The sequence below is a fragment of the Parapedobacter composti genome, from assembly GCF_900112315.1.
GTDB classification, from domain to species: domain Bacteria; phylum Bacteroidota; class Bacteroidia; order Sphingobacteriales; family Sphingobacteriaceae; genus Parapedobacter; species Parapedobacter composti.
The window spans coordinates 75,795-99,836 of record NZ_FOLL01000006.1 but is presented as its reverse complement, the minus strand read 5'-3'; the positions used below and the strand labels follow the sequence as shown (position 1 = coordinate 99,836).

Genomic DNA, 24,042 nt, shown 5'->3' with positions numbered 1-24,042 from the left:
GGCTAACTTATACCCGGTAATACTGTTCCCAGCCCTTTCGCGGCGGAGGGCCTACCAACAGGTCATTGGCCGCCTGATTGTTGGTAATTACTTTTTTCTTCCGATCGAATTCCAGTTTTGTATTCAATCTTTGAGCCAATACTCCCAATGAAAATACTTGGCTTAGTGGCCCTGCAACCTCGAACGGCGACCGGGTTTTCTCCTCACCCTTACAAGCCTTCAGGAAGTTAGCAAAATGATTGGACGGACTCTTGGGCACTTCAGGCAAACGGGAGGCCATATCCTTCGCCTTTTCCTCTGGGATAATAGAAAGCGTACTGCCGTGGGATCCTCCCTTGAACGTCAGCTCCTTGCTGTAAATGATTTTTCCCGGATTCAGTTTCACCGGCTCAAGTTCGCCCGTACTCGGGGGCGGGATATTGGGATCTAAGCCCGAGACACCATACCCTTCCGGTATAGGTGGCAGATTATCCAATCCATCATACCAGGTAATGTCAAGCGCAGGCATACGCTTACGCTTAGGGAATCTGAAGACGATGGTCGAAGACATCGGAAAGAAAAAGGGATTGTGGCCTGTGGCTTTGGTACATTCCACTTCATACGGCAGTCCCAAATCAAGGAACTCATGAGCCGTGTCAATGATATGCGCGCCCCAGTCACCTAAAGCGCCCATTCCGAAATCATACCAGCAGCGCCATTGCCCGTTAATATAATCTTTGTTAAAATCGTGCTGTTGCGCAATGGCCGCGTGCCAAAGTTCCCAGTCCAGCGTATCGGGGATGGGCTCGGCAGGCGGGAACGATTTGATGTTCGGATCCCATCCATGCCAACGGCGCGGAGAATTCATATGCGCTGTTATCGCGGTCACATCCTTGATTATTCCGGCATCAACCCAACTCTTAAACTGAAAATAATTAGCCGCAGAATGCCCTTGATTACCCATTTGAGTAACTACGTTTCGGTATTTCCGGGCAGCTTTCATGAGCAGTTCGCATTCCTGGAAGGTACGGGCAAGCGGCTTTTCCACATATACGTGCTTACCCAATCCCATGGCATGCATGGTGATCGGAAAATGGGAATGATCAGGTACGCCGATAGACACCGCATCGATTTGATTGCCCATCTTATCAAACATCTCCCGGAAATCCTGGAACCTGGGCACATCGGGAAACTGCTTTAAAATCCGGTGCGTGTGCGGAGCTTCCATATCTACATCGCACAAGGCTACGATATTGGCCAACCCTGTATCATACAGTTCGCGGATGATTTCACCTCCACGATTTCCGATACCGATACAGGCCAGGTTTACCCGTTCATTTGCTGCAGCCAATTTCGGCTTAGCCATCAACAGCCCCGGTGCCACCGCTGCTGCGGCAGATGCGAGCATTGCATGCTTAAGAAAAATCCTTCTTGAATATTCACTCTTCTTCATTATCTATAATTGATTTTAAAATTCAAACGCATTGTTCGTAAACGCGCACACTTATGCGGATGCATCCTGTACTCCCTTAAAGTAACCGGCAGATTCGGCTAATCCCGCCAACGGGTCGCTCATGTCTTTCTCAAATTCCAGACTGCACTTTCCATCGTACCCTACTTTCCTCAGCATTTTCACGAACTTCGGAATATCAATCACGCCACGGCCCAGTTCACAAGTCTTCCCCTCTCTGGCTGCAGCAGTGACGTTTTTTAGGTGAATATCAAATATCCGTTTATGGTAACGTTCCAAATCCTTAATCGGATCCTGGCCGTCCCGCATGTTATGTCCCATATCGAAACATAAACCCATTCTCGGATCTAACCCTTTAACAAGCTCATAAATACTCGTGGCGTTAGGATATAATTTATCCTCGGGTCCGTGGTTATGAATGGCATACCGGATGTCATATGCCTTGGTCTTATCGGAAATATACGCTAAGTCATCCTTGTTGGGAATACCGACAATGAGCTTGACACCTACCCGTTTGGCATATTCGAAAGCATTATCGATGTCGGCCCGGGACTTTGTCATATAGATAGGCCCAACCGCATAACCTGTTACGCCGGACGCAGCCAGCTTCTCATGAAACGCCGTTATTTCTGCAGGAGTGCTCTTAAAAGGAAGGTGAAAGTCCTTGATGCAAAGGTAACGCACTCCCATGCGCTTCATCATAGCAAGGGACTCATCCAATCCGAATTTCACAAAGCTGTATCCCGCTATACCTAACTGAAACTTGTCTTCTTTCTGCTTACGCAATCCCACCTGGGTCATTCCCTGCGCGGTACCGGCCATAGCAGCCACTGTCATGCCCAGTAGGCCTTTCTGAATGAACGTTCTTCTTGTTTCCATCAATTGCTTAGTAAATATTGAATTTATATCGGTTATTTCCCTTGTTATGGTGCTAACCATCCCTGCTTCACCATCGGAGTTTCTGAACTTTCCCTACTTTTCTCTATCTTAGCCCAATGGATCACAAAAGAGCCACTATTAAAGACATCGCGTCCGAATTGAAACTTTCGCCGTCTACCGTTTCAAAAGCACTGCGGGATCACCCTAACATCGGGGTGGTCACCAAAGAACGGGTCAAAAAACTGGCTAAGCAGCTCCATTTCGTTCCCAATCAAAGTGCGATCCGCTTTAAGCAGCAAAAGTCGTTTACCCTTGGCATACTCATCCCGAGCATGTTAGACCATTTCTACGTAGCTGCGGTGGAGGGCTTCGAAAAATTTGCCTATGACAGCGGCTACAACGTTCTTATCGGTCAGAGCCATGAAAGCCTTCTGCGCGAGAAAGAGCTGCTGCTGACGATGCAAAGCAACCGTGTTGACGGCTTAATCATCGCCATATCACGTGAAACCGTAGACACTTCCCACATCAATGAATGTGTCCAGGCGGGTATACCTATCGTATACTTTATGCGCAAGCCCATCAATGAAGATTTCCATTGCGTTTGCAGTGACGTGTATACCGGTGCCATCGATGCCGTCGCTTATTTTGTTTCGAGGGGCCATAAGCGTATCGGATTTATCAACGCATCATCCTTTTGGACTACAAGCCGCGATCGTTTTCTGGGTTACCGCGATGGTTTAGTTCAACACCACATCCCTTTTGATAAATCACTCGTCCAAGAGAGCGACTTCACACAGGAGAGCAATCTGCAGGCCATGCGCCGACTGATGCAGCTCGAATCGCCTCCTACGGCCGTATTGGCGTTCAAAGACCAGGTGCTACTTGACGCCATGTGTTGCCTGCGCCGGGAATTTCCCTCCAAAGCAACGACCGTCGAACTGATAGGCTACGGTGCGAACCCCATTATCCAGTACTTAGAGCATCCCCCACTCGCTTCACTCAAAGAACAACCCTATGAAATCGGGCAAAAAGCAGGTTCATTATTGTTGGACCTGGTTAACCATCCCCGAACAGGATATCAACCCCAACTGGTTAAACTACCTTGTGAATTACAGGTTTTCAACACACATAAGCAAAGGTAAAGAATGCGTATTTTAAAAGCCGTTCCCATCCAAAACTTTACACATCAAGATTATATCCGCTTCAACAAAAATCCGCTTATACTATTATTCAAACGATGTACTGGATTTTTTCGTACCCGGTACGATGGGCCTTCGGCTAGTCAGGCCATAACGCTGGAAACCTATGGAACAGCGATGGCTTCAACGAATTGGCGGGCCTTGGCCGTTATTTCAGCCAAGTATTGTGGCGTTATGGCTTTTTTCGTATCCACTAACGCGCTGCCAATCCCGAATCCTACGGCACCGGCCGCCTTATAGTCGCATATATTTTGAAGATTAATACCACCTGTTGGCAACAAGGGAACTTGTGGCAGCGGCCCTGCAATATCCCTGATATATCCGGGCGAGGTTGCCGGAAATATCTTTACGATATCCGCGCCGGCCTGATGTGCCCGATAAACCTCGGTAGGCGTATAAGCTCCCGGAACCGCCACCACCCCCAGTTGCCTGGCCGTTTGGATCACTTCTTCGCATACTATCGGAGAAAGCACGAACTCTGCCCCCGCGGTAACAGCCTCCTCCACCATTCGCGCATTTAATACTGTGCCCGCACCGATAACCATCCGCCCCGCCATCACATCGGCGACCGCCCGAATGGCCGTCAGTGGCGCTTCTGAGTTCATCGTAATCTCCAGCAGCCGGATGCCTCCTGCATACAGCGCCTCTGCAACGTCAGGTGCATCATCCGGATGCAACCCCCGTATAATAACGATAATTCCGTGTTTAGTGAGTTGAGCGAATGCAGCCATAATCCAAAAAACTAATCTTTACCAAACATCTCATGTAACTCTGCTTGCGTGAAAGGCTCGGTCCGGTTACCGAACCTTGCACGCACTGTCCCTAAATCTTCCGGCAAGACCTCATCACCGGCATTATTGCCCCAAGCATTCCGGATATAGCTGAGCAGTTGGGCCAGCTCTGCCTCCTCGATAGCCCGGTTATGCGCAATTCCGGGCATTTCTCCGCTCACCTCAGGCGTATCATAAGTGTGGCCGGCTACACTTACCGGACCGGTCAGACCATAAAGTACCAAGGCAATCAGCCGCTCTTTATTGCCTGTTACCCACTCTGACCCCGCCAAGGGTGGTGCAATCGGCGTAACCCCCTTGCCGTCCTCGCCATGACAAGGCTGGCATGCCGTTCTGAATAAGGCAATGCCTTCTTTATACCGTTTTGCCAACGCTTCACGTTTTGCCTTGCTTTCTTTGCCTTCCTTATCGGCTACCAGCCGTCGCAGCCGCCTGTACAATAATACCGAAGTATCCGGCAGTAGACGGAGCAGTTGTTCTTCCCGTCCGCCCCATCCGCTGATCGACGCGTCAACGACATAGGCGTCATTCCCATGGTCCATGGCCCACTGTTCGGCCATATCAGCCACTCCGGGAAGGTTTGACAGCGCCGGGGAGGCCATAGCCAATGCCATAAGGGGCGTCAACAGTGTGTCGTTCATAGCAGCGGCGGCTTTAAGCAAATCCGTTGCCTGTTCAGGATTTCCGCTCTCCGCCAATGCCGGAATCACAGCTATAGCCTGAGCGCGAACACGCCAGTTGGAGTGCCGTAACAACCCTTCAATATCGTCGTCTGTCAGCTTTCCAATCCCCTCCATTGTCCACATCGCATGCACTACCTTTATTGGGTTGCTGTCGTGCAACGCACGTCGCAGCGACGTCTCCGCGCCGTCCGGCCGCCGGTCTACCAATGTGCGCTGAGCTTGGTCGCGCACCCACCCATTAGGATGGCCCAATAAGGCTACTAACGAGTCGGTGTGCGCTGGCATATATACGGATTGGGGCTTTGCGCCTTTAGGCAATATCCGGTAGATACGGCCCATACCTAATGGTAAACTCAGCTTTCGTTCAGCGATTTCTTTCTTGAGATACGGTGTCAGATACGTGTTATGCTGAATAATCCCCCGGTACATGTCTACGATATAAATCCCGCCGTCCGGACCATCATAAAGGTTTACCGGCCGGAAACGCTCGTCTCTGCTCGCCAAGAACTCACGACCTTCAAAGGCCTGCCTGCCCACTACCCGGTGGCCTTCGTCATGCAACACATTCCACTTCACGAGGTTTGCCGCAGGTTCAGCTACAAAGGCGTTCATCCCCTGCATTAATCCACCGCGGTAAACAAGCGGACCACAGGCGGCGGTGAAGTTAACCAAGCGTCCGGCACTATCCAACACGCCTTCCATATACCCACGGTTTACGCCTGGCGTCGGGTGGATGGGATAAACCCTCGTGTCAGCAACCACCGTTTGGCCGTATCCCGCAACCTTACGCTGATTTGGATTATCCCCACCAAGTCCGGGCGGAAAATAATCGCCGGATAGGTTGCTTGAGTTGTCGTTATAAAAAAGCCTGCCCCAATCGTCCTGACTAATCCCCCATTGCCCCCGGAAATGCGTTCTTTCCTTTTGCCACGTTCCATCAGAAAGCCTGCGATACCGGTAATCATACTTTGCACTATAAATCCAGTTGTCTAATCCGCGCAACAGCCCATTGGGTTGATGCTCCACATTACCGCCTTCAGCATAGGCGCTATCCACCAATGTTTTACCGGCCGGTTTGCCGTCTCTGATCGCATAAAACCACAATCGGGGTGGTTCAGCCAGCATAAGACCGCCATCCACCAAGCAGAGCGCACGGGGCATAACCAGTGAATCCAGAAAAACTTGCCGCTTATCCATCCGCCCATCGCCGTTCACGTCTTCAAGAATGGCGACACGTCCCACCGGGGCATCTTCTCCTGTACCCAATGTATCAGGCATATAGCCATCCATTTCCACGACCCAGATTCTACCATCCCCGTCAAATGTCATGGCAACAGGAGCTACAACCAAGGGTTCCGAAGCCACGACCTCAACCGTGAACCCCTCGGCCACTTCCATGGCGTTGATAGAAGCCTTGGGCGACAGCACATCGTTGTCCGAACGGTTACGACATTGAACACACATTACGCAAACAGCAACCACAAGAGCTAAGGCGAAATAATAAGATATTTGTTTTTGTTTAGTTTTCACGCACCAAATTGGTAAAATAAGCAGATACGTACGATACTACACTACAGGCACTTCTCTTTTTTTTCTCCGGTAGATATAGAAAAAAGTATACAGCAGCAAGCCGGTACCAACCAGCAAACCGCATCCATAAGAAATCCCATGGGGCAAAGAAAAGCCCTCCGGCGCTATCAGAATATAAGCGACAACCACATTGGTCATAAACACAGCAGGTATTAACGCGATCCAGTAGTTTTTACTCGATCGGATAAGGTATGCGGCCACTGTCCACAGTACTACGGTTGCCAAGGTCTGGTTCGTCCAGGCAAAATAGCGCCAGATGACCCCGAAGTCCATTCTGCTAATAGCAAATGCTACGGCAAACATAGGTAGGGCTAATAGCAGCCGGTTCTTTATCGCTTTTTGATTGAAATTAAAAATATCAGCAAGCAGCAACCGGGCACTCCTAAACGCTGTATCGCCCGATGTAATGGGCGCGACCACGACACCGATGATGGCCAGTATCCCTCCCAGGCGCCCCAACAGCCCCGTACAAATCTCGTTTACCGCCATGGCCGCGTTGCCGGAACGCTCATCCATGAAAACGTTCAGCTCGCGGATGCCACCGAAGTAGCTCATGCTGATCGCCGCCCATACCATCGCGACCACTCCTTCCGTTACCATAGTGCCATAAAACACGCTCCTTCCCTGTCCCTCGTGCCGGAGGCAACGGGCAATCAAAGGCGACTGTGTGGCATGGAACCCCGAGACTGCTCCACATGCCACTGTGATGAAAAGCATGGGAAAAACCGGAAACTTTTCCGGATGGATATGCTGGTTGTTTGACAACATGTCCATCGACCATTCCGGCACCGGCAATCCGCCATAAACCATAGCCACGCCAAGGGCCACCGTCATGGCCAGAAATACCGCTCCGAATACGGGATACAGCCTGCCGATAAGCTGGTCAATGGGCAACACTGTCGACAAAATATAGTAAGCCAGTATGATCGCCGACCAAACCACCACCGACAGCCACTCTACCGTCAAATCGGCCAGAATCTGGGCAGGCCCCACAAAAAACACCGTACCCACCATAATCAGCAGCACGAAGGTCAATATGCGCATGCCCTGCTTCAGGGAGGCCCCCAGGTAATGGCCCGTGATTTCTGTAAAACTCTTTCCCGAATGGCGCAGCGAGAGCATTCCTGAAAAATAATCATGCACGCCGCCCGCTATCAGCGTGCCCAGCACGATCCACAGAAACGCCACAGGCCCCCACATCGCGCCGGCAACTGCCCCAAAAATGGGCCCAAGCCCCGCTATATTCAAAAATTGAATCAGAAATGACTTCCACCGGGGAAGCACCACGTAATCCACCCCATCAGCCAGCGCTGTCGCAGGTGTAACCCGGTTCCGGTCAATTCCAAAAACGCGTTCACAAATCAAACCATACGAATAGTACCCCAACACCAGTACCACAATGCATATAAAAAACGTAACCATTGAACTAATCCTTTGCTATTTTTTGCCTACTCCTGCTTCTGGTCGTGCAGCACCATGTTAAAAATCCATATAATCCCAGCCTTTGCGGTAGGGCTTGGTTTTCATCATGTTGGCATATGCATTATCAAACGTCTCTCTCCGCGGATTCCATTTTAGGGGTTGCTGAAGTTCGTAGGCAATATTAACGGCATTGCAGACGGTGGCCGTACGATGCCCTATTTCTACATCAGCCACAGGCTTGCTCCGTTTTTTGATGGCATCGATCCAGTCCTGATAGTGATTGTCCGATCGATATAACGGTTTGTCCGACGGCCTTAGTTGCTGAGAGGCCAGTCCCTCAGGGTCGGTTTCCAAAAAGCTACGGGACACTTCGATTTTTCCTTCCGTACCAATAAACTGGATAGCATTAGGCTTCCCCCACGCCCGATGGTTTACCCGCACGCCGTTGGCATACACAAAATAAAGGCCTTCCGTGGCGCCGGGTTGTTCGGGAGGCACGAATGAGACCGGGCCGGAACCATCCATATCCAAAGCCCACTGCACGATGTCAAACATATGGGCACCCCAGTCGGTAATATATCCGCCGCCAAACCCCCGGTAACCACGCCACCAAGCCCATTTGTCATTTTCAATAGGTGGTGAAAGATCGGGGTGATAACCCCGATAAAGCGACGGCCCTATCCATTTATCCCAGTCGAGGTAGTCCGGTATCGGCAAGGAAGGCAGGTCGCATTGTTTTACCGGCTCGCCCACTGACACATTTATCTCGCGGATCGCTCCGATATATCCATTCCGCACCAATTCTGCAGCCTGCCGGAAATTATACTGAGAACGCTGCATGCTGCCCGTTTGCAGCACACGTTTGTATTTTTTCACCGCATTTACCATTGCCCTCCCTTCGTCTATAGTCAGTGCCAGTGGCTTTTCACAATAAATGTCCTTTCCATTCTTTGCAGCATCAACCACATTCAGCGCATGCCAATGGTCAGGCGTGGCAATCACTACCGCATCCACGTCTTTACGGGCCAGCAACTCGCGGTAATCACCGTATGTTGCCACAGTATGGCTGGCCTTCGTCGCGTTGAGTTGCGTAGCTTCGCCCGCAAAACGCGCCAATTTTTTACGGTCTACATCGGCTGCAGCCACTACCATGGTTTCGCCTACCTTACCGATATTCCTCAGCAACGAATATGACTGTTTCCCCACACCTATATATCCGAGATTAATCCGATCGCTTGGCGCAATAAACCCCGATCCGCCCAACACATGCCGTGGCAGCACCATAAATCCCGCCGCTGCAACGGCACCCGTTTTCAGAAAGCTCCTACGCGAGTGGCCTTCATTAATATCTTTTTCCATACGTTAAGACTATTTATAATTGATGTGAATGCTTATCGGATGCATCCTGCAAAACTAACATTTTTTCCGAACGTTGTACACTTTAGCACAAATGTTGCACAACATCATTACTTTTGCAAGCAGCGGTTTAAAACGAGATTACTATGGAGTTAGGCATCAGCATGTTCGGTGATTTACGGGTCGATTCAGCGACCGGCAGGCTCCAGCCTGCGCAGCAGCGGCTTACCGAACTCATCGAGGCTATCAAATTGATGGACGAGGTGGGACTGGACTATTTTGGCATAGGAGAACATCATCGTCCGGATTATGCGGTGCCAAGCCCCGAAATCGTATTGGCGGCAGCGGCCGCCGTCACCCAGCGGATCAAATTGGGCAGCGCCGTATCTGTTATCAGTTCATCCGATCCGGTAAAGCTTTATCAAAATTTTGCAATGATTGATCTCCTTTCGGGAGGTCGTGCGGAGCTGATGGCCGGACGAGGCAGTTTCATTGAGTCGTTCCCCTTATTCGGATACCGCCTTGAAGATTACGATGCGCTGTTTGCGGAAAAACTGGATTTGCTGCTCACCATCAACAAAAATGAACGCGTTACCTGGAAGGGCAAATTCCGAGCACCGTTGGACGATCAGGCTGTTTTGCCGCGTGCGGTGGGTAACCATCTGTCCATTTGGATAGCTGTTGGTGGCACTCCCCAATCGGTTGTACGGGCGGGCAAACTGGGCTTGCCGTTAATGATCGCTATTATCGGCGGCTCACCTGCGCAGTTCCAGCCCCTTTTTGAGCTTTACAAGAAGACGTATCTGGAAAACGGCCATGATCCGGCGAAATACCAGGTCGGTATCCACTCGCATGCGTTATTCGGCGATGACGCCTCATCATTAAGCAACGCCTATTTCCCTGTATATGCGGCACAGATGGATCGGGTGGGCAGGTCTCGGGGTTGGCCGGCTTACCAGCGCACGCAATTCGATTTCGGGATGTCAAAGCATGGTGCGCTATTCATCGGCGAACCGGAAGCTATGGTTGACAAAATCCTGTACTATCAAGAATTGTTTGGGCTTACCCGGTTTGCTGCGCACATGGACGTCGGAGCGCCCTCCCATGCCATTATCATGAAATCAATTGAAATCTATGGCACCAGAATCGCACCCGCGATACGGACGGCATTGCGCAACCGCTGATGCTCGACCACCTGTCAGCGCCCGGCGCTTATGGGTTCAAAGCCCGCTGGGAAGGTAAACCCGAACCGCTTGGCCGCACCGGGGTGATACACGCGTTTCCTTACCTTGACCATTTCCACGTGCAAACCATCGCCTGTACCGCTCGCGAGGTAGCTGGCAGCTTGCCTTCCGCTTTGGTATCCCCACTGGTAAATATCGGCACCAAACGCCGCGACGGCACCCCGCGCCACAAGGCCTGATTCACTGGTGAATACCGGAACGTTCTGGTCGTTGCAATTTTTCAGAATGGTTTCAAATGCCGCAAACACCGTATTGTCGGGATTTGCAAAGAAGGCATCTATACGATTGGTAAGCAACGAACGAACCACCAACTGTGCTTCGGCCGATGAGTTGAGCGGCAGCGCCACAACCCGTGCATCCATATCTTCGGCAAGCTCGGCAATGCGCTTATAAGCATCCACGGATTGCGGTTCAGATTGGTTATAAATCATTCCCACCGTCAGCCGTTCCCCTTTCGGCTTCACCGTTTTAGTAATGATAGCAAATGATGTATCAATGTAGTTCAGGCTCTCACCGGTACCAAAGAGGTTCACCGGCGGGGTTCCGTCCGTATCCAGTACGCCCAAAAGGTCCGGCATGGCCGTTACCGTCTGGAAAATGGGAATATGTTTATTCCGTTGTACCGCTGCCAACGTAGCTAATGTGGTGCTGGTGCCGATAACGTCTACCTGTTGGCTGTTGAAGTAGCTTATTATCTGGTTGAGCGCGGCCGCATCGCCTTGGGCATTCCGATAAATGATTTTAAGCGTTCCGCCATCTTCGCTATATCCGCCGTCACGCAGTGCATCCGTAAATCCCTGACGCGCTGCGGCGATGGTAGCGTCTTCAAAGGCTTCCACGAAACCTACAACAGGTACGCCCTCCTGCCGTTGCTTAGACCGGCACGAATAGGTGAGCAGCGCTGTCACTAACGCCAACCAAACCCAATGCTGATTCTTCATACCGGCAAATCTACATTTTTTTTAAGTTTTTACCGGCCGTTGCCAACCAAACGCATCATTCTTTCCTTATGCCGACAGCCAACCCGGTATGCTTCTTTATAATTCAACCAAAAATCGGTAATCTTACCGCATGGATTTCTTTCGGAAAAAACGACGGCAACCTCCCCAGAAGATAGGGCTTGTCCTTTCCGGCGGCGGATTGCGGGGCATCGGCCATTTAGGCGCTATCAAGGCATTGGAAGAACGTGGTTTCCGGCCCGCCATGATCTCCGGCGCCAGTGCAGGGGCAATCATCGGGGCGTTCTATGCGGCGGGTTACACAATCGATGAAATGCTGCATATCGCACAGGAACATAACCTGTTCCCCGCAACGAGTTTTCGCCTGCGTGCTTCCGGTTTTGTCGACACCCGGTTTCTTACACAGCTGTTCCATGCCCACATCCCCGGCAACTCCTTTGAGTCGCTGCAAATACCGCTCTATGTGGCGGCCACCAACCTGTTGTCCGGTAAAACCGAATACATCGACAGCGGGCCTCTGGACGAGGCGTTGCTGGCGTCGTCCAGTGTGCCGTTGATGTTTCGTCCGGTGCCGCGCAGCTCGGCCATCTACTATGATGGCGGCGTGCTCGACAATCTTCCGGTACAGCCCTTAATCGATCGTTGCGATTACCTCATCGGTGTACACGTCAATGCGCCGGATACAGTAGCACCGGAGCAGCTTACGCCCATCAAAACGCTCGACCGGATTATTCACCTCGCCATTAGCCAAACCGTTGCCCGAAATGCAGCCCGATGCAACCTCTTCATCGAGCCGCCAGCCATGCTGCAGTTCAGCATATTTGGAAAAAAAGAACTGCTGAAAATTTATAACCACGTATATGCCTATACATCGGAATACCTCGCACAAAAAGCCTAACTTTGCAATATGTTAGCTCTGCTATTCGGTGCGGCCTTTGGTTTAACGGCCGTAGTTTTCGGGGCCTTCGGGGCTCATGCGCTCAAAAAAAAGTTCACTGCAGACCAGCGGGAGAGCTTCGAAACCGGCGTACGCTATCAGTTCTACCACGCCCTGGCGTTACTGATAACCGGTTTTGCACAAACCGCCGGACTCATCTCGCCCGGCCCTTATACTATCCTATTTATAGCGGGCACCATCCTGTTTTCGTTCAGCATCTATGGGCTTTGCCTCACCGCAGTTTCCGGCGCTAAGTGGCGTTTCCTCGGTCCGGTCACGCCTATTGGCGGCTTGTTGCTGGCCGCTGGGTGGGTCGCCCTGCTGGTTGCAGTCGCAACGGGTTAACCTCTCCTCCGCCTATACATTTCATTCTAACGGAAAACCAATAAAAAAGACAGTGCCATCCTCCTCGGCGGAGTCTACCTGTATGGCGATTGAAAAATATTCGGCGATGCTGCGCACGATGGAAAGGCCCAACCCAAACCCCTGGCTGCGGTCCCGGTGTGCTGTTTTGAAACGTTCGAAAATTTCATCCCCGTACCCGTCGGGGAAACCGATGCCGGTATCCCGGACGTGCACCCAGTAGCGGCCATGGGCCACCTCGTCAGTAACCGCCACGCTGCCCCCTTCGCGGTTATAACGGATGGCATTACGGATAAGATTGGAAAACAAGTGAAACATCAGCTCCCGGTTAAGGTTCGGCAACGGCTCCCTGCGCGTCATTTCGTTTCGGAAACCAATGGCTTTGGCATCCATTTCGTGCTGCAGCTCTTCAGCGATTTCTTCCACCACCTCATGGATATCCACCATTTCCCTTTTCCCGAACTGTGCATTATCTATACGCGCTATCAGCAGCATAGATTGCACAATCTTGTTTAACCGGTTCAAGGTACGCATCATCTCTGTCAGCTTCTCGCCCACCCCTTCGTCCAGCCCTTCAGTCATCATCAAGTTTTCAATCTTACTTTTCAGCACGCTCACCGGCGTAAGCAGCTCATGCGAGGCGTTGGCCGTAAAGGCTTTTTCCCGGTCAAAAGCATGCCGAATGCGCTGCATCAGCTGGATGAACGATTCGTCAAGCAACTTAAAGTCGCGGGTAGAAGTCTTGATCGGCTGCAGGGCTTGTTGAAACGGGAATCCATCACCTGAAAGGCGTGTCTTGATGATTTTTCCGAGCGGACGAAGGATAATCCGTGAAAAAAAGAAGTCCAGGATGATGGTTATCACCACCAGTCCGATTAATACATAGAGCGCTATCTTACGGATAGCCAGATTATACTGCGCTATCGTGGCGGTTGTCCGGTCGATTTCCAGAAGGTACCGTTGGTTTCCGTAAATAAACGTCCGGCTTAAGATACGATAGTTCAACGTGTCCGATTCAATCAATCGCTGCCCGTCAGCCACTTGATTAATGTCTGCCATTTCCGGACTGGCAGGCTCCATGGAAATATATTCTTCTTTAAGCATGGTATAGCTACCAAAGCTTTCATCGTCCGGCAGGTAATACTCCAACCCATTCTCCTGAATGGTACCGAACACTTTCTTTTCCTGCTGCCTTAAATAATTATCAATGGAAGCCAATGCTATCCAATCAAAAATATAGGGCAGCATGAGCAGGAATACGCCGATGATGGCCAGCTTGGAAAGCGTGAAATACAACGTCAGCTTAGTATTCAGTTTCATGTCGCTGCCCTGATCTTATAGCCGATGCCCCTAACAGTTTCCAACCAACTTACATCCGCAAATTCACCGAGTTTCTTCCGGATGTTTTTGATGTGCACGTCAATGTGGTTGGAGTCGCTTTCCTCACTGGCGAAGTCGCCCCAGACATGCTCATAGAGCTGTATCCGGCTTAACGGCCGGTTGCGATGCATGAGCAGGTAGCTGAGCATATCAAACTCTTTCCGCGAGAGTGGGATTTCCTGCTCGCCGCACGTCACCAGCCGTTTACCCAGGTGTACCACAAAGCCGCCTATGCTCACCGTGTCTTCCCGGAGGCCGAACTTACGCCGGGCAATGGCTTGCATGCGCACTTGCGGTTCCAGCAGTGAAAACGGCTTCGGCAGGTAATCATCGGCCCCATTTCAAGCCCTTTAATACGGTCTTCGAGGTCGCCGCGTGCAGTAAGGATAATGATAGCCGCATCCGGATTGTGCTGCTTGCAATCCCGCAACACCGTAAGGCCGTCGCGGTCGGGCAACCCTAAATCCAGTAGTAGCTGGCATTGGTGCTATAGATAGTCGCCAGGGTCAACGAGGTTCTGCGCTGCGCGGTATCGGTTTGGCCCAGCCCTGAGACAACAGGCACCACAATTAGCGCATAGGCTAACAGTATGTTCAGTTTCATTCGAAGTAATAAAAATCTGGATATCCGGCCGGTCAAAGTTTGATCTTGACTGGCAGGGCTGTTTTAATTTTAGGGGGATTTACCTTTACGGGCGGCTTTACTTTTACAGACGGCACAGAAACAGGCTTAGCCTGCCGACGGGCCTTCGGTACTTTCTTAACCACCTGCTGCACATCAGTAACGATATCGTCGGGCTTTACCACTTCCTGCACTTTTCCGTTTGCCTTATCAGGGCTCCCTTCTTTGACTCGAGACGGTCGCTCCTGCTGTGCTACGGCCGTGGTGTCCACCGCATAATAAGCATACCGTAGGTCGTCTTTTGCTGACACTTGCTTCCCTATAAACAGGCACCCTATTATTGCCAGACATTTCAATATGCGGATTGCATCGTTACTCATCGCCGTCCGGATAGAAGGAACGCCGGCCCAACTGCCGGCATTCCGCAAACAAATATAGTTATTTCCGGATTAAAGTTTTACACGCAGGCCGTTCCTGATATTAACTTTTGCCGATACCGGAACCGGCTTCACGTTGATGCCCGTAACAGCGTTAACAGTCGCCTTCACCTTGGCTGCCACGTCAGGAACCGCCACCGCACTTCCCACATCCGCACGCGGAACCGCCGTTGCCTGCAGTCTTATCGTTTCTGCATGCTGCAATACCTCCAGCTCGTTAGCGATGGCCACATCGCCAATCACATCTCCGCTCATTACAGCCAGCTCTTGGATGTCTCCGCCTACCTGAATTACCGAATTGCCGTTGGCTTCCGCTGCCACCTTCGGTGCGGCCAACGCTATGCCGGCTTTTGCTTCTCCCTGCATACCATGAGTTACCGCCGTTGTTCCCTTACCAACTCCGGCCTGGGTTGCGGTGTTTGCTTTGCCGGTCACTCCGGTTCCGTTTTCCTGTGCGAAAGCAGTGGACATCACCATCCCTGCTATCGCTGAAATCAACATCGTTTTCATAACTTTATCAATTTAGTTAAGACAAAGTTGAAGCACGAAGATGAAGATAAGATGAAGATAAGATGAAAATCGGTAAAAAATTATACCACGTTGAGTTTTTCGTAACAGTCGGCTTACTTTATTTCAAAAATTTCAGCCATACAACGAAAAAATTATTTTTTTCTTGACAATAAAAAAAACTTGCGTACATTTGGCACATCAAATCAAAGAGATGATAGCACAGCGCAACGCATATCGATTTTTTGGATTCTTTTACTTTAGCGGTAAAAGCCGGGATTGATATGCATTGATAGCGTAAACGATATAAATGTAAAGTCCCGGCAAGAAAAGCCGGGACTTTTTTATTATCCATTTTTAACGATATATGCAGCTAAAAGTAGCCATACAGGGTATCAAGGGTTCGTTCCACGAAGAAGCGGCCTACAAGTATTTCGGTGAACAGATTGAAACCGTGGAGTGTGAATCGTTCAAGAAGACGTGTGAACTGTTAAAACAGGGTAAAGTCAACTACATCGTCATGGCCATTGAAAACTCCATCGCGGGCAGCCTCCTCCCCAACTATAACCTGCTCCGCGATTACCGTTTCCCCATCGTTGGCGAAGTTTACCTCCATATTAAACTGCATCTGATGGCATTACCGGGGGTTACCCTGCAAGATATCAGGTTTGTCGAGTCGCACCCTATTGCGCTGCAGCAATGCAACGATTTCCTCGAAGAGAATCCGCAGTTCCAGGTGACGGAGGGTGAGGATACCGCGGGCAGTGCCAAAAAGGTAAGCGAGCAGCAACTCAAAGATACTGCAGCCATCGCTCCGCAACTCGCGGCCAAGCTCTATGGCCTGGAGATTCTGGAACGTCGCATCGAGACCAACAAAAAGAATTACACACGCTTTCTCATCCTGTCTACCCAATCGGAAGAAAAGGCGAAGGTAAACAAGGCTTCGTTGTCTTTCCAGACCGGCAATGGGGTGGGCTCACTATCCACGGTATTGCAATGCTTCGCTGAGCAGCAGATTAACCTCACGAAGATTCAATCCATGCCGGTACTGGGTAAGCGCAACGAATACGATTTTTATGTAGATGTTGAATGGAAAAACCAGGCCGATTACGATGCGGCTATACGACGGGTACTGAAGCATACCAGCAACTTCAGTATCATGGGCGAATACATAAAGAATGAAAAGGTATAAGAAGACACACCGGCTACGTGCAAACGAGGGCCACAGTTACCGGATGAAAAGCAGCGGATGGCAGGTGATGTAGGTGCATCAATCGTAATGTATAAAACAAAAAGACAAATAAATTAACAATTAAGACAATGAAACAGACATTAGACATTGTTCCTTTGAAATCGTGGTTCGACACAGGCGATGCGCCGTTAATTATTGCCGGGCCATGCAGTGCGGAGACGGAAGAACAGGTATTAGCTACCGCCCACCTGTTAGCCAATACGGGCAGGGTGAACGTGCTGCGCGCAGGTATCTGGAAGCCCCGTACCCGTCCGGGTGAATTCGAGGGCATTGGCAGCATCGGCCTTCAATGGCTGCGCCGGGCTAAGGAAGAAACCGGACTGCCCATCACCACGGAAGTAGCTACCGCCAAGCACGTGGAAGAAGCGCTGGCTGCGGGGGTTGATATCCTTTGGATCGGCGCACGTTCAACGGCTAACCCCTTCACCGTACAGGAGATTGCCGATGCGCTGAAAGGCGTGGACGTTCCGGTACTGGTTAAAAACCCTGTTAACCCTGATCTTTCGCTCTGGCTGGGTGCCCTGGAGCGTATCAACCGTGCCGGCGTCAAGAAACTGGCCGCCATCCACCGCGGTTTCTCCTCTTACGAAAAAACAGCCTTCCGCAATGAGCCGATGTGGGATATCGCCATCCAGTTGAAAACCATGGTGCCAGACCTGCCTGTAATCAATGATCCCAGCCACATCTGCGGCAACCGTGAACTCATTCCCTACATTGCGCAAAAGGCGTTTGACATGGACATGCAAGGCCTCATCGTGGAATCGCATATCGATCCTTCCGTGGCGTGGACCGATGCCAAACAGCAGGTAACCCCGCAGGCGTTATCTGACCTGCTCGCTAACTTAGCCCTTCGCCATGCCAAGTCGGATGATCCGGTCTTCGAAGACAAGCTGGCCCAACTGCGCAAAGATATCGATAAGCTGGACGACCAGATTATCAAAATATTGAGCGACCGCATGAAAATCGTTGAAAAAATCGGCGAATACAAACGCGATAACAACGTGACTATCCTGCAGGTTAGCCGCTGGGATGAGATCATCCAGAAGCGCAGCAACGTAGCGCAAGCGCTCAAATTGGATAAAGAATTCACCGTGAAGCTGCTGGAACTGATTCATAACGAATCCATCCGTAAGCAAAACGAGATTATGAACACCAAACCGGTAGCGGAGGCCTAAATGGGTACAGACGCCATCAAGCTTACGCATCCGTCCAAATTGCTGTCGGGCACGGTAGCGCTCACTGGCTCAAAAAGTGAAAGCAACCGGGCCCTTATCATCCAGGCACTGGGGGGCGACCACGTGAACATCGCTAATTTGTCGTCCGCAGACGACACAATTACGCTGCACGGAGCCCTGGAAGCCGCGGCGGTGACCGCTGCGTCGGCCGAAGCCCCAACCACCATTGATGTGGGGCCGGCGGGCACGGCCATGCGTTTCCTTACGGCTTACCTTGCCATCACCCCGGGAAATTTCCTGCTTACGGGAAGTGAACGGATGAAACAGCGCCCCATCGGCATCCTGGTGGATGCACTCCGTACACTGGGCGCCGGTGTCCAATATGCTGGGGCTCCGGGCTATCCCCCGCTGGCTATCCGGGGCGGTTTTGACCAGCAGACCGACACGGTGCGCGTGCAGGGCAATGTAAGCAGCCAATACCTGTCGGCTTTACTGCTTGTTGCGCCCGCACTGCCACGGGGACTGTCTCTGCAAATCGAGGGTGAACTTACGTCACGTCCTTACCTCACCATGACGCTTGATATGCTTTCCGAAGCCGGTATCCACCATGAATGGCAAGGCGACGTTATCCACATTGCCCCCCAAAAAGCGCAACCCTGCACCATTACGGTAGAGCCCGACTGGAGTGCGGCATCCTATTGGTATGCCATGGTGGCATTGGCTGATGAAGCCAATCTGTTCCTGCCGAATCTGAAAAGGAGCAGCTTACAGGGCGATACTGCCATCGTGGATATCATGAGCCATTTCGGAGTCGCCTCCTCATTTGAGCGCGGCGGATTACGCATCCAAAAAGTTGCTGGTAACATGCCTGAAAGCGTCCCCTTACTGGACTTTAAGGAATGTCCGGATCTTGCGCAGACCGTTGTGGTATGCGCAGCAGCGCTCAGACGTAATGCGTCCTTCACAGGCTTACATACGCTCCGTATCAAAGAAACCGACCGTATTGCGGCCTTGCAAAAGGAATTAGGGAAATTCGGTGCCACGCTCATTGAAGATGGGGCCGTTTACCATCTGCAAACGGAAGGCGTTTACCATGCGGAACATCTCGTCATTGACACCTACGAGGATCACCGGATGGCCATGGCATTCGCCCCGCTCGGAATGGTATTCCCGCAAGTGCAAATTAATGAGCCTGATGTTGTGGGCAAATCGTATCCCGATTTCTGGAAACATTTGAAACAACAGGGATTTGTTATATCTTAGCCCGCGTAAACTTTATAAGTCAACAATCAGGCGTTTCGTTATCTAATGTCTAACAGCTAAAATCTAAAAAGGAATGGCAGGGAATTCGTTTGGAGATGTATTCCGCATCACTACGTTCGGAGAGTCTCATGGCAAGGCTATCGGCGTAATTATTGACGGTTGTCCGCCAAATATCGCGGTAGATGAATCGTTCATCCAGTCGGAGCTGGATAAGCGCCGGCCGGGGCAATCAAAAATCACCACCCAGCGAAAAGAAAGCGATACCGCCAGCATCCTTTCGGGCGTATTTGAGGGCAAAACCACGGGAACTCCCCTGGCAATGCTCATTCCTAATGAAGATCAGCGTTCCAAAGACTATACACACATCAAAGACAAGTACCGTCCGTCGCATGCCGACTATACGTATCAGATGAAATACGGCATCCGCGATTACCGCGGCGGTGGGCGCTCTTCCGCACGGGAAACCGCTGCACGGGTAGCGGCAGGTGCCGTTGCGAAGAGCTTTTTGGCGCAATACGGCATCCGTATTTTCGCCCACGTGTCGGGTGTCGGCAAAATCGAAGCGCCTAACCTGCCTTCACACGATATTGACGAACTGGTGCAAATGCGCGAAAGCAATATTGTGCGCTGTGCCGATCCGGCCACGGCCAACGAAATGGTCTCATTTATCGATTCCATCCGCAAGGCCGGCGATACCGTGGGCGGCCGCATCAGTGCCATCATCCAGCACGTACCCGTGGGGCTGGGTGAGCCGGTATTTGATAAGCTACATGCCGATCTGGCGAAAGCAATGATGGGCATTAACGCGGTACACGGCTTTGAATACGGCTCGGGCTTTGCAGGGTCAGAAATGCGGGGTTCTGAACATAACGACATCTTCGTCAATCCCGACCGGGATGCCGCCAAACTTAAAACACTTACCAACTTCTCCGGCGGCATACAAGGAGGCATCTCAAACGGCATGGAAATAGCCTTCCGCGTTGCTTTCAAACCTGTGGCAACCCTTATGCGTGCACAGCAAACCATCAATGAATCGGGCGAAGAAACCGAAATTACCGGTAAAGGACGGCATGACCCCTGCGTGGTACCCCGGGCTGTTATTATCGTGGAAGCCATGGCCGCACTTGTTATCACTGACCATCTGCTTAAAAACCAAATTTATGCAACAAAATAACCGTTATATCATTGCCTCCGATATCGGTGGCACCCACATTACCGCCGCCCTGGTAGACACCAACCAGTGGCAGGTTGTCGAGTCTTCTATCTGTCGGCATCATGTTGATTCACACGCTGATGCTAAATCGATTTTACTTTCCTGGGCTGCCCCATTCCAGACGGTGGCCCGTAATTATCCCGGTGATTCGCCGTCCATTGGCATCGCCATGCCGGGCCCGTTTGATTACGAAAGGGGCATCTCGCACATGCGGGATCAAGATAAATATGACAATCTTTATGGGATGGATATCCGAAGGGAACTGGCTGAACGCACCGGCATATCCGGAACCAATATCCGGTTCATTAACGACGCCGCAGCCTTTCTTCAAGGCGAAGTCTTTGCCGGGAAACACAATGGGCACGCAAAGGTTCTTGGCATAACGCTGGGCACCGGCCTGGGAAGCGCCACCTGGCAGAAAGGCGAACAGGCCGTGGATGCCGATTTGTGGAAAACCCCTTACTTAGACAGCAATATGGAGGAACACCTGGTAACCCGCTGGTTTGTGCGCCGCACGGCGGCACATGGCATATCGGTTACCGGACTGCGCGAACTGCTCCAGTTGCAGGAACAGCATGCGTTTGTCAACGATATCCTGGCCGAATACAGCCACCACCTGCTTCAGTTCATCACCTTTTTCAGCGAAAAGGAAGGGACGGATAAATTCATTATCGGGGGCAACATCTCCCGGGCCTGGGATCTGTTCCGCAGCTTCAATGCGGAAGCCTTCGGCCGCTTCGATATCCACATCAGCCAACTGGGCGAACATGCGGCGTTAATCGGTGCCGCCACGCTCTTTAGCTAAATCCCTTTACCCAAACAATGGCGGATAATCCCGTGGGTTGGCTTCATGCATGATGGCGTAAACCGCTTCTACCACATCGTCTGCCGAGGGTTTGGAAAAGTAATCGCCGTCCGAACCATACGGCGGCCGGTGTGCCTTCGCAGTCAGCGTACGGGGTTGTCCGTCGAGGTGGTAATAGCCGTTTTGCACTTCCAGTACCTGTTGCAGGATAAATGCTGAAGCGCCCCCGGGCACATCCTCATCTACGACCAATAGCTTATTGGTCTTGCTGAGCGACTGTGCACACAAATGGTCTTCGTCAAACGGCTGTAATGTTTGGGGATCCAGAATTTCGATTGAAATACCCAGCTTTTCCAGCTCAGCGGCGGCTTCCTGCACTATCCGCAAGGTTGAGCCGTAGGAGATTACCGTTACATCACGCCCTTCTTTCACGATTTCGGCCTTGCCCAGCGGCACGGTAAACTCCCCCACATTGGCCGGCATGCGTTCCTTGAGCCGGTATCCGTTCAGGCATTCAATAACCAACGCCGGCTCGTCAGACCGCAGCAAAGTATTGTACATTCCAGCCGCCTGGGTCATATTCCGGGGCACACATACGTGGATGCCCCGCATAGATCCCAGAATCATGCTCATGGGTGATCCGGAATGCCAAATCCCTTCCAGGCGATGTCCGCGGGTGCGGATAATCAGCGGGGCTTTCTGTCCTGCCTTCGTCCGGTAGCTCAAACTGGCCAGGTCGTCTGTCAGCACCGTCAGGCCATACACCAGGTAATCGAGGTACTGGATTTCTGCAATAGGCCTCAAGCCACGCATGGCCAATCCCATCCCCTGGCCAATGATGGCCGATTCACGGATGCCGGTATCAAATATTCTGAGCTCGCCATATTTGGCCTGAAGGCCTGCGAAGCCCTGATTTACATCTCCGATTTTACCTACATCTTCGCCAAAGGCAACCAGTTTGGGATCCCGTGCAAAATTAGCGTCGAAACAGGCATTCAGTACCTCCCGGCCATCCACCATCCTGCTGCCCGCCCCATATTCTGCCGATACAACGACCGCGTGGCGCGGTGCTTCCACGGTATCCGTAAACAGGTGCGAATTATAACGGTCACGGTTAATCCGTTGCTTTTCTTCATACCATTTGAGCAGGGCCGACTTTTCGTTGCTTTCGCTGCCGCGCAACAGGCGGATCGCTCTTCGTACCGTGCTGTACACCTCACGCAGCGATGGCTCCGTGAATGACTTCAATTCGCCCAGCAGTAGCTGCACCGTCTCGTTCGGAATCACGGTCAGCAATGCAATGGCCTCGTCCACTTCCTTCTTAAGCGTCCGGTTATAGTCGGCCCAAGCCCGCCGCTGCTCCGCGCGCACACGTTCCTTTGCCGAACGTTCAATGCCTGCCAACTCTTCTTCACTGGCAATGCCCGAAGCAATCATCCAATCACGCATTTTCGTGATGCAATCGTGTTCCTGCTCCCAGGCGAGCCGCTCCTTGCTCTTGTACCGCTCATGTGAGCCCGATGACGAATGGCCTTGCGGCTGTGTCATTTCCGTCACATGAATTAATACCGGGATATGGTGCTCCCTGCTGATATGGGCCGCCCGCTCATACGTTTCGCAAAGTCCCGGATAATCCCACCCCTTCACCTTAAAAATCTCAAACCCCTCTCCTTTCTCGTCGCGCTGAAAACCTTTCAGCACTTCTGAAATATCAGCCTTGGTCGTCTGCACTTCATTCGGTACTGATATGCCATAGCCATCGTCCCATATTGAAATGACCACCGGTATCTGCCGCACACCGGCGGCATTCACGGCCTCAAAGAAGACTCCTTCTGATGTAGACGCATTCCCAACCGTCCCGAAGGCCACCTCGTTGCCGTTGTTGGAAAAAGCCGTCATCGCAGCCAGTTCAGGATTATTCCGGTATAATTTAGAAGCTAGTCCAAAACCCAGTAAGCGGGGCATCTGCCCACCTGTAGTGGAAATGTCTGATGCCGAGTTTTTCATCAACGTCTGGTCAACCCACCGCCCTTCTGGCGTAAGCATCCGCGTTGCGAAGTGGCTGTTCATTTGCCTCCCGGCCGATGACGGATCGGCTTCCAAATCAGGATGGGCATACAATTGCGAAAAAAACTGGTACACCGACACTATGCCTGCGGCAAACATAAACGTTTGGTCCCGGTAATACCCCGAGCGCCAGTCGCCTAACTGGAATACCTTTGCCATAGCAATCTGCGCAAGTTCCTTGCCGTCGCCAAAGACGCCAAACTTCGCCTTTCCCGTAAGCACCTCCTTACGGCCCAACAAACTCACGAACCTGCTTTCCACAGCCATCCGGTAATCCTGCACAACAAGTGCTTTAAAATCATCGAAACTGAGTTTACTTTGGGTCGGGTGTTCGCTTTGTTTAATATGGGTATCAGACATAATTAAATTGCGTTTGCTCCAAAAGTATAAAAAAAATATTCGTTTAAAAGGGTTAGTCGCTTTTAAATTCAGGTGTCTTTATGGCACTT

The 24,042-nt window shown here is 51.5% G+C and carries 23 protein-coding genes; 9 read left to right on the top strand and 14 right to left on the bottom strand.

Annotated features, from left to right (window positions below; translation table 11 throughout):
* Positions 1–7 precede the first annotated feature (7 nt).
* Positions 8–1,432, bottom strand: coding sequence for a Gfo/Idh/MocA family oxidoreductase (locus BM030_RS08500; RefSeq protein ID WP_090973166.1), 1,425 nt, complete (start codon positions 1,430–1,432; stop codon positions 8–10).
* Between the two features lie 51 nt (positions 1,433–1,483).
* Positions 1,484–2,329: a sugar phosphate isomerase/epimerase family protein gene (locus tag BM030_RS08495; RefSeq protein WP_090973165.1), complete on the bottom strand. Its 846-nt coding sequence runs from the start codon at positions 2,327–2,329 to the stop codon at positions 1,484–1,486.
* A 116-nt stretch (positions 2,330–2,445) separates the two neighbouring features.
* On the opposite strand from BM030_RS08495, the gene BM030_RS08490 reads away from it, so the two are divergent.
* A complete protein-coding gene (locus tag BM030_RS08490) occupies positions 2,446–3,471 on the top strand; it encodes a LacI family DNA-binding transcriptional regulator (protein WP_090973164.1) in 1,026 nt (341 codons plus the stop codon).
* A gap of 161 nt (positions 3,472–3,632) precedes the next feature.
* On the opposite strand, the gene BM030_RS08485 is transcribed toward BM030_RS08490, so the two are convergent.
* The 4 genes from BM030_RS08485 to BM030_RS08470 all read right to left on the bottom strand — a co-directional run bounded on the left by BM030_RS08485 (position 3,633) and on the right by BM030_RS08470 (position 9,373).
* Complete coding sequence (locus BM030_RS08485; RefSeq protein ID WP_090973163.1) at positions 3,633–4,259, bottom strand: bifunctional 4-hydroxy-2-oxoglutarate aldolase/2-dehydro-3-deoxy-phosphogluconate aldolase; 627 nt, start codon at positions 4,257–4,259, stop codon at positions 3,633–3,635.
* An 11-nt stretch (positions 4,260–4,270) separates the two neighbouring features.
* Positions 4,271–6,466 carry a DUF7133 domain-containing protein gene (locus tag BM030_RS08480; protein ID WP_090973162.1) on the bottom strand — a complete coding sequence of 732 codons (2,196 nt, stop codon included), beginning with the start codon at positions 6,464–6,466 and terminating at the stop codon, positions 4,271–4,273.
* Between the two features lie 102 nt (positions 6,467–6,568).
* Positions 6,569–8,014 (bottom strand): carbon starvation CstA family protein, encoded by a 1,446-nt coding sequence (locus BM030_RS08475; protein ID WP_090973161.1) that lies wholly within the window; start codon positions 8,012–8,014, stop codon positions 6,569–6,571.
* 57 nt (positions 8,015–8,071) lie between these two features.
* On the bottom strand, positions 8,072–9,373 hold the full coding sequence (locus BM030_RS08470; protein WP_090973160.1) for a Gfo/Idh/MocA family oxidoreductase: 1,302 nt from the start codon (positions 9,371–9,373) through the stop codon (positions 8,072–8,074).
* Positions 9,374–9,516: 143 nt separating this feature from the next.
* Here BM030_RS08470 and BM030_RS08465 point away from each other — a divergent pair, with 143 nt between their 5' ends.
* A complete protein-coding gene (locus BM030_RS08465; RefSeq protein WP_090973159.1) occupies positions 9,517–10,554 on the top strand; it encodes an LLM class flavin-dependent oxidoreductase in 1,038 nt (345 codons plus the stop codon).
* A 14-nt stretch (positions 10,555–10,568) separates the two neighbouring features.
* Here the strand turns inward: BM030_RS08465 and BM030_RS08460 are convergent, their stop codons facing one another.
* Entirely contained in the window at positions 10,569–11,555 is a 987-nt protein-coding gene (locus BM030_RS08460) for an ABC transporter substrate-binding protein (protein WP_090973158.1), read from the bottom strand.
* Between the two features lie 130 nt (positions 11,556–11,685).
* Here BM030_RS08460 and BM030_RS08455 point away from each other — a divergent pair, with 130 nt between their 5' ends.
* Both BM030_RS08455 and BM030_RS08450 read left to right on the top strand, forming a co-directional pair.
* Positions 11,686–12,471 (top strand): patatin-like phospholipase family protein, encoded by a 786-nt coding sequence (locus BM030_RS08455; protein WP_090973157.1) that lies wholly within the window; start codon positions 11,686–11,688, stop codon positions 12,469–12,471.
* A 9-nt stretch (positions 12,472–12,480) separates the two neighbouring features.
* The gene (locus BM030_RS08450; protein ID WP_090973156.1) at positions 12,481–12,855 is read left to right on the top strand and encodes a DUF423 domain-containing protein; all 375 of its coding nucleotides are present in this window, start codon (positions 12,481–12,483) and stop codon (positions 12,853–12,855) included.
* A 21-nt stretch (positions 12,856–12,876) separates the two neighbouring features.
* Here the strand turns inward: BM030_RS08450 and BM030_RS08445 are convergent, their stop codons facing one another.
* The 6 genes from BM030_RS08445 to BM030_RS08430 all read right to left on the bottom strand — a co-directional run bounded on the left by BM030_RS08445 (position 12,877) and on the right by BM030_RS08430 (position 15,821).
* Positions 12,877–14,193 carry a sensor histidine kinase gene (locus BM030_RS08445; protein ID WP_090973155.1) on the bottom strand — a complete coding sequence of 439 codons (1,317 nt, stop codon included), beginning with the start codon at positions 14,191–14,193 and terminating at the stop codon, positions 12,877–12,879.
* Positions 14,190–14,537 carry a winged helix-turn-helix domain-containing protein gene (locus BM030_RS08440; RefSeq protein WP_244518795.1) on the bottom strand — a complete coding sequence of 116 codons (348 nt, stop codon included), beginning with the start codon at positions 14,535–14,537 and terminating at the stop codon, positions 14,190–14,192. Before BM030_RS08440 ends, BM030_RS08445 begins: the two co-directional genes overlap by 4 nt.
* A complete protein-coding gene (locus BM030_RS20180) occupies positions 14,489–14,686 on the bottom strand; it encodes a response regulator (RefSeq protein WP_244518808.1) in 198 nt (65 codons plus the stop codon). Before BM030_RS20180 ends, BM030_RS08440 begins: the two co-directional genes overlap by 49 nt.
* Positions 14,687–14,712: 26 nt before the next feature.
* The gene (locus tag BM030_RS19845; RefSeq protein WP_170845674.1) at positions 14,713–14,856 is read right to left on the bottom strand and encodes a hypothetical protein; all 144 of its coding nucleotides are present in this window, start codon (positions 14,854–14,856) and stop codon (positions 14,713–14,715) included.
* Between the two features lie 32 nt (positions 14,857–14,888).
* Entirely contained in the window at positions 14,889–15,254 is a 366-nt protein-coding gene (locus tag BM030_RS08435) for a hypothetical protein (protein WP_139215851.1), read from the bottom strand.
* Positions 15,255–15,323: 69 nt separating this feature from the next.
* A complete protein-coding gene (locus BM030_RS08430) occupies positions 15,324–15,821 on the bottom strand; it encodes a hypothetical protein (protein WP_090973153.1) in 498 nt (165 codons plus the stop codon).
* A 364-nt stretch (positions 15,822–16,185) separates the two neighbouring features.
* Between BM030_RS08430 and BM030_RS08420 the strand changes: the two genes are divergently transcribed.
* The 5 genes from BM030_RS08420 (at position 16,186) to BM030_RS08400 (ending at position 21,526) form a co-directional block, all read left to right on the top strand.
* On the top strand, positions 16,186–17,010 hold the full coding sequence (locus BM030_RS08420; protein ID WP_090973151.1) for a prephenate dehydratase: 825 nt from the start codon (positions 16,186–16,188) through the stop codon (positions 17,008–17,010).
* 128 nt (positions 17,011–17,138) lie between these two features.
* Positions 17,139–18,245, top strand: coding sequence for a chorismate mutase (locus BM030_RS08415; protein ID WP_090973150.1), 1,107 nt, complete (start codon positions 17,139–17,141; stop codon positions 18,243–18,245).
* Positions 18,246–19,508, top strand: a complete 1,263-nt coding sequence (gene aroA / locus BM030_RS08410; protein WP_090973149.1) for a 3-phosphoshikimate 1-carboxyvinyltransferase — start codon at positions 18,246–18,248, stop codon at positions 19,506–19,508. It abuts the gene before it with no gap.
* Between the two features lie 73 nt (positions 19,509–19,581).
* Positions 19,582–20,682 carry a chorismate synthase gene (gene aroC, locus BM030_RS08405; RefSeq protein ID WP_090973148.1) on the top strand — a complete coding sequence of 367 codons (1,101 nt, stop codon included), beginning with the start codon at positions 19,582–19,584 and terminating at the stop codon, positions 20,680–20,682.
* On the top strand, positions 20,669–21,526 hold the full coding sequence (locus BM030_RS08400; protein WP_090973147.1) for an ROK family protein: 858 nt from the start codon (positions 20,669–20,671) through the stop codon (positions 21,524–21,526). Before aroC ends, BM030_RS08400 begins: the two co-directional genes overlap by 14 nt.
* A 6-nt stretch (positions 21,527–21,532) precedes the next feature.
* Here BM030_RS08400 and BM030_RS08395 read toward each other — a convergent pair whose 3' ends face one another.
* Positions 21,533–23,953 (bottom strand): alpha-ketoacid dehydrogenase subunit alpha/beta, encoded by a 2,421-nt coding sequence (locus BM030_RS08395; RefSeq protein WP_090973146.1) that lies wholly within the window; start codon positions 23,951–23,953, stop codon positions 21,533–21,535.
* Between the last annotated feature and the right edge of the window lie 89 nt (positions 23,954–24,042).

Excerpts from the sequence above, each read along its gene's own strand:
- BM030_RS08395 (WP_090973146.1), bottom strand. The coding sequence starts at position 23,953 with ATGTCTGATACCCATATTAAACAAAGCGAACACCCGACCCAAAGTAAA.
- BM030_RS19845 (WP_170845674.1), bottom strand. The coding sequence starts at position 14,856 with ATGAAACTGAACATACTGTTAGCCTATGCGCTAATTGTGGTGCCTGTT.
- BM030_RS08420 (WP_090973151.1), top strand. The coding sequence starts at position 16,186 with ATGCAGCTAAAAGTAGCCATACAGGGTATCAAGGGTTCGTTCCACGAA.
- aroA (WP_090973149.1), top strand. The coding sequence starts at position 18,246 with ATGGGTACAGACGCCATCAAGCTTACGCATCCGTCCAAATTGCTGTCG.
- BM030_RS08475 (WP_090973161.1), bottom strand. The coding sequence starts at position 8,014 with ATGGTTACGTTTTTTATATGCATTGTGGTACTGGTGTTGGGGTACTAT.
- BM030_RS08455 (WP_090973157.1), top strand. The coding sequence starts at position 11,686 with ATGGATTTCTTTCGGAAAAAACGACGGCAACCTCCCCAGAAGATAGGG.
- BM030_RS08465 (WP_090973159.1), top strand. The coding sequence starts at position 9,517 with ATGGAGTTAGGCATCAGCATGTTCGGTGATTTACGGGTCGATTCAGCG.
- BM030_RS08435 (WP_139215851.1), bottom strand. The coding sequence starts at position 15,254 with ATGAGTAACGATGCAATCCGCATATTGAAATGTCTGGCAATAATAGGG.
- BM030_RS08445 (WP_090973155.1), bottom strand. The coding sequence starts at position 14,193 with ATGAAACTGAATACTAAGCTGACGTTGTATTTCACGCTTTCCAAGCTG.
- BM030_RS08480 (WP_090973162.1), bottom strand. The coding sequence starts at position 6,466 with ATGTGTGTTCAATGTCGTAACCGTTCGGACAACGATGTGCTGTCGCCC.
- BM030_RS08500 (WP_090973166.1), bottom strand. The coding sequence starts at position 1,432 with ATGAAGAAGAGTGAATATTCAAGAAGGATTTTTCTTAAGCATGCAATG.
- BM030_RS08470 (WP_090973160.1), bottom strand. The coding sequence starts at position 9,373 with ATGGAAAAAGATATTAATGAAGGCCACTCGCGTAGGAGCTTTCTGAAA.
- BM030_RS08415 (WP_090973150.1), top strand. The coding sequence starts at position 17,139 with ATGAAACAGACATTAGACATTGTTCCTTTGAAATCGTGGTTCGACACA.
- BM030_RS08460 (WP_090973158.1), bottom strand. The coding sequence starts at position 11,555 with ATGAAGAATCAGCATTGGGTTTGGTTGGCGTTAGTGACAGCGCTGCTC.
- BM030_RS08485 (WP_090973163.1), bottom strand. The coding sequence starts at position 4,259 with ATGGCTGCATTCGCTCAACTCACTAAACACGGAATTATCGTTATTATA.
- aroC (WP_090973148.1), top strand. The coding sequence starts at position 19,582 with ATGGCAGGGAATTCGTTTGGAGATGTATTCCGCATCACTACGTTCGGA.
- BM030_RS08490 (WP_090973164.1), top strand. The coding sequence starts at position 2,446 with ATGGATCACAAAAGAGCCACTATTAAAGACATCGCGTCCGAATTGAAA.
- BM030_RS08430 (WP_090973153.1), bottom strand. The coding sequence starts at position 15,821 with ATGAAAACGATGTTGATTTCAGCGATAGCAGGGATGGTGATGTCCACT.
- BM030_RS08450 (WP_090973156.1), top strand. The coding sequence starts at position 12,481 with ATGTTAGCTCTGCTATTCGGTGCGGCCTTTGGTTTAACGGCCGTAGTT.
- BM030_RS08400 (WP_090973147.1), top strand. The coding sequence starts at position 20,669 with ATGCAACAAAATAACCGTTATATCATTGCCTCCGATATCGGTGGCACC.
- BM030_RS08440 (WP_244518795.1), bottom strand. The coding sequence starts at position 14,537 with ATGCAAGCCATTGCCCGGCGTAAGTTCGGCCTCCGGGAAGACACGGTG.
- BM030_RS08495 (WP_090973165.1), bottom strand. The coding sequence starts at position 2,329 with ATGGAAACAAGAAGAACGTTCATTCAGAAAGGCCTACTGGGCATGACA.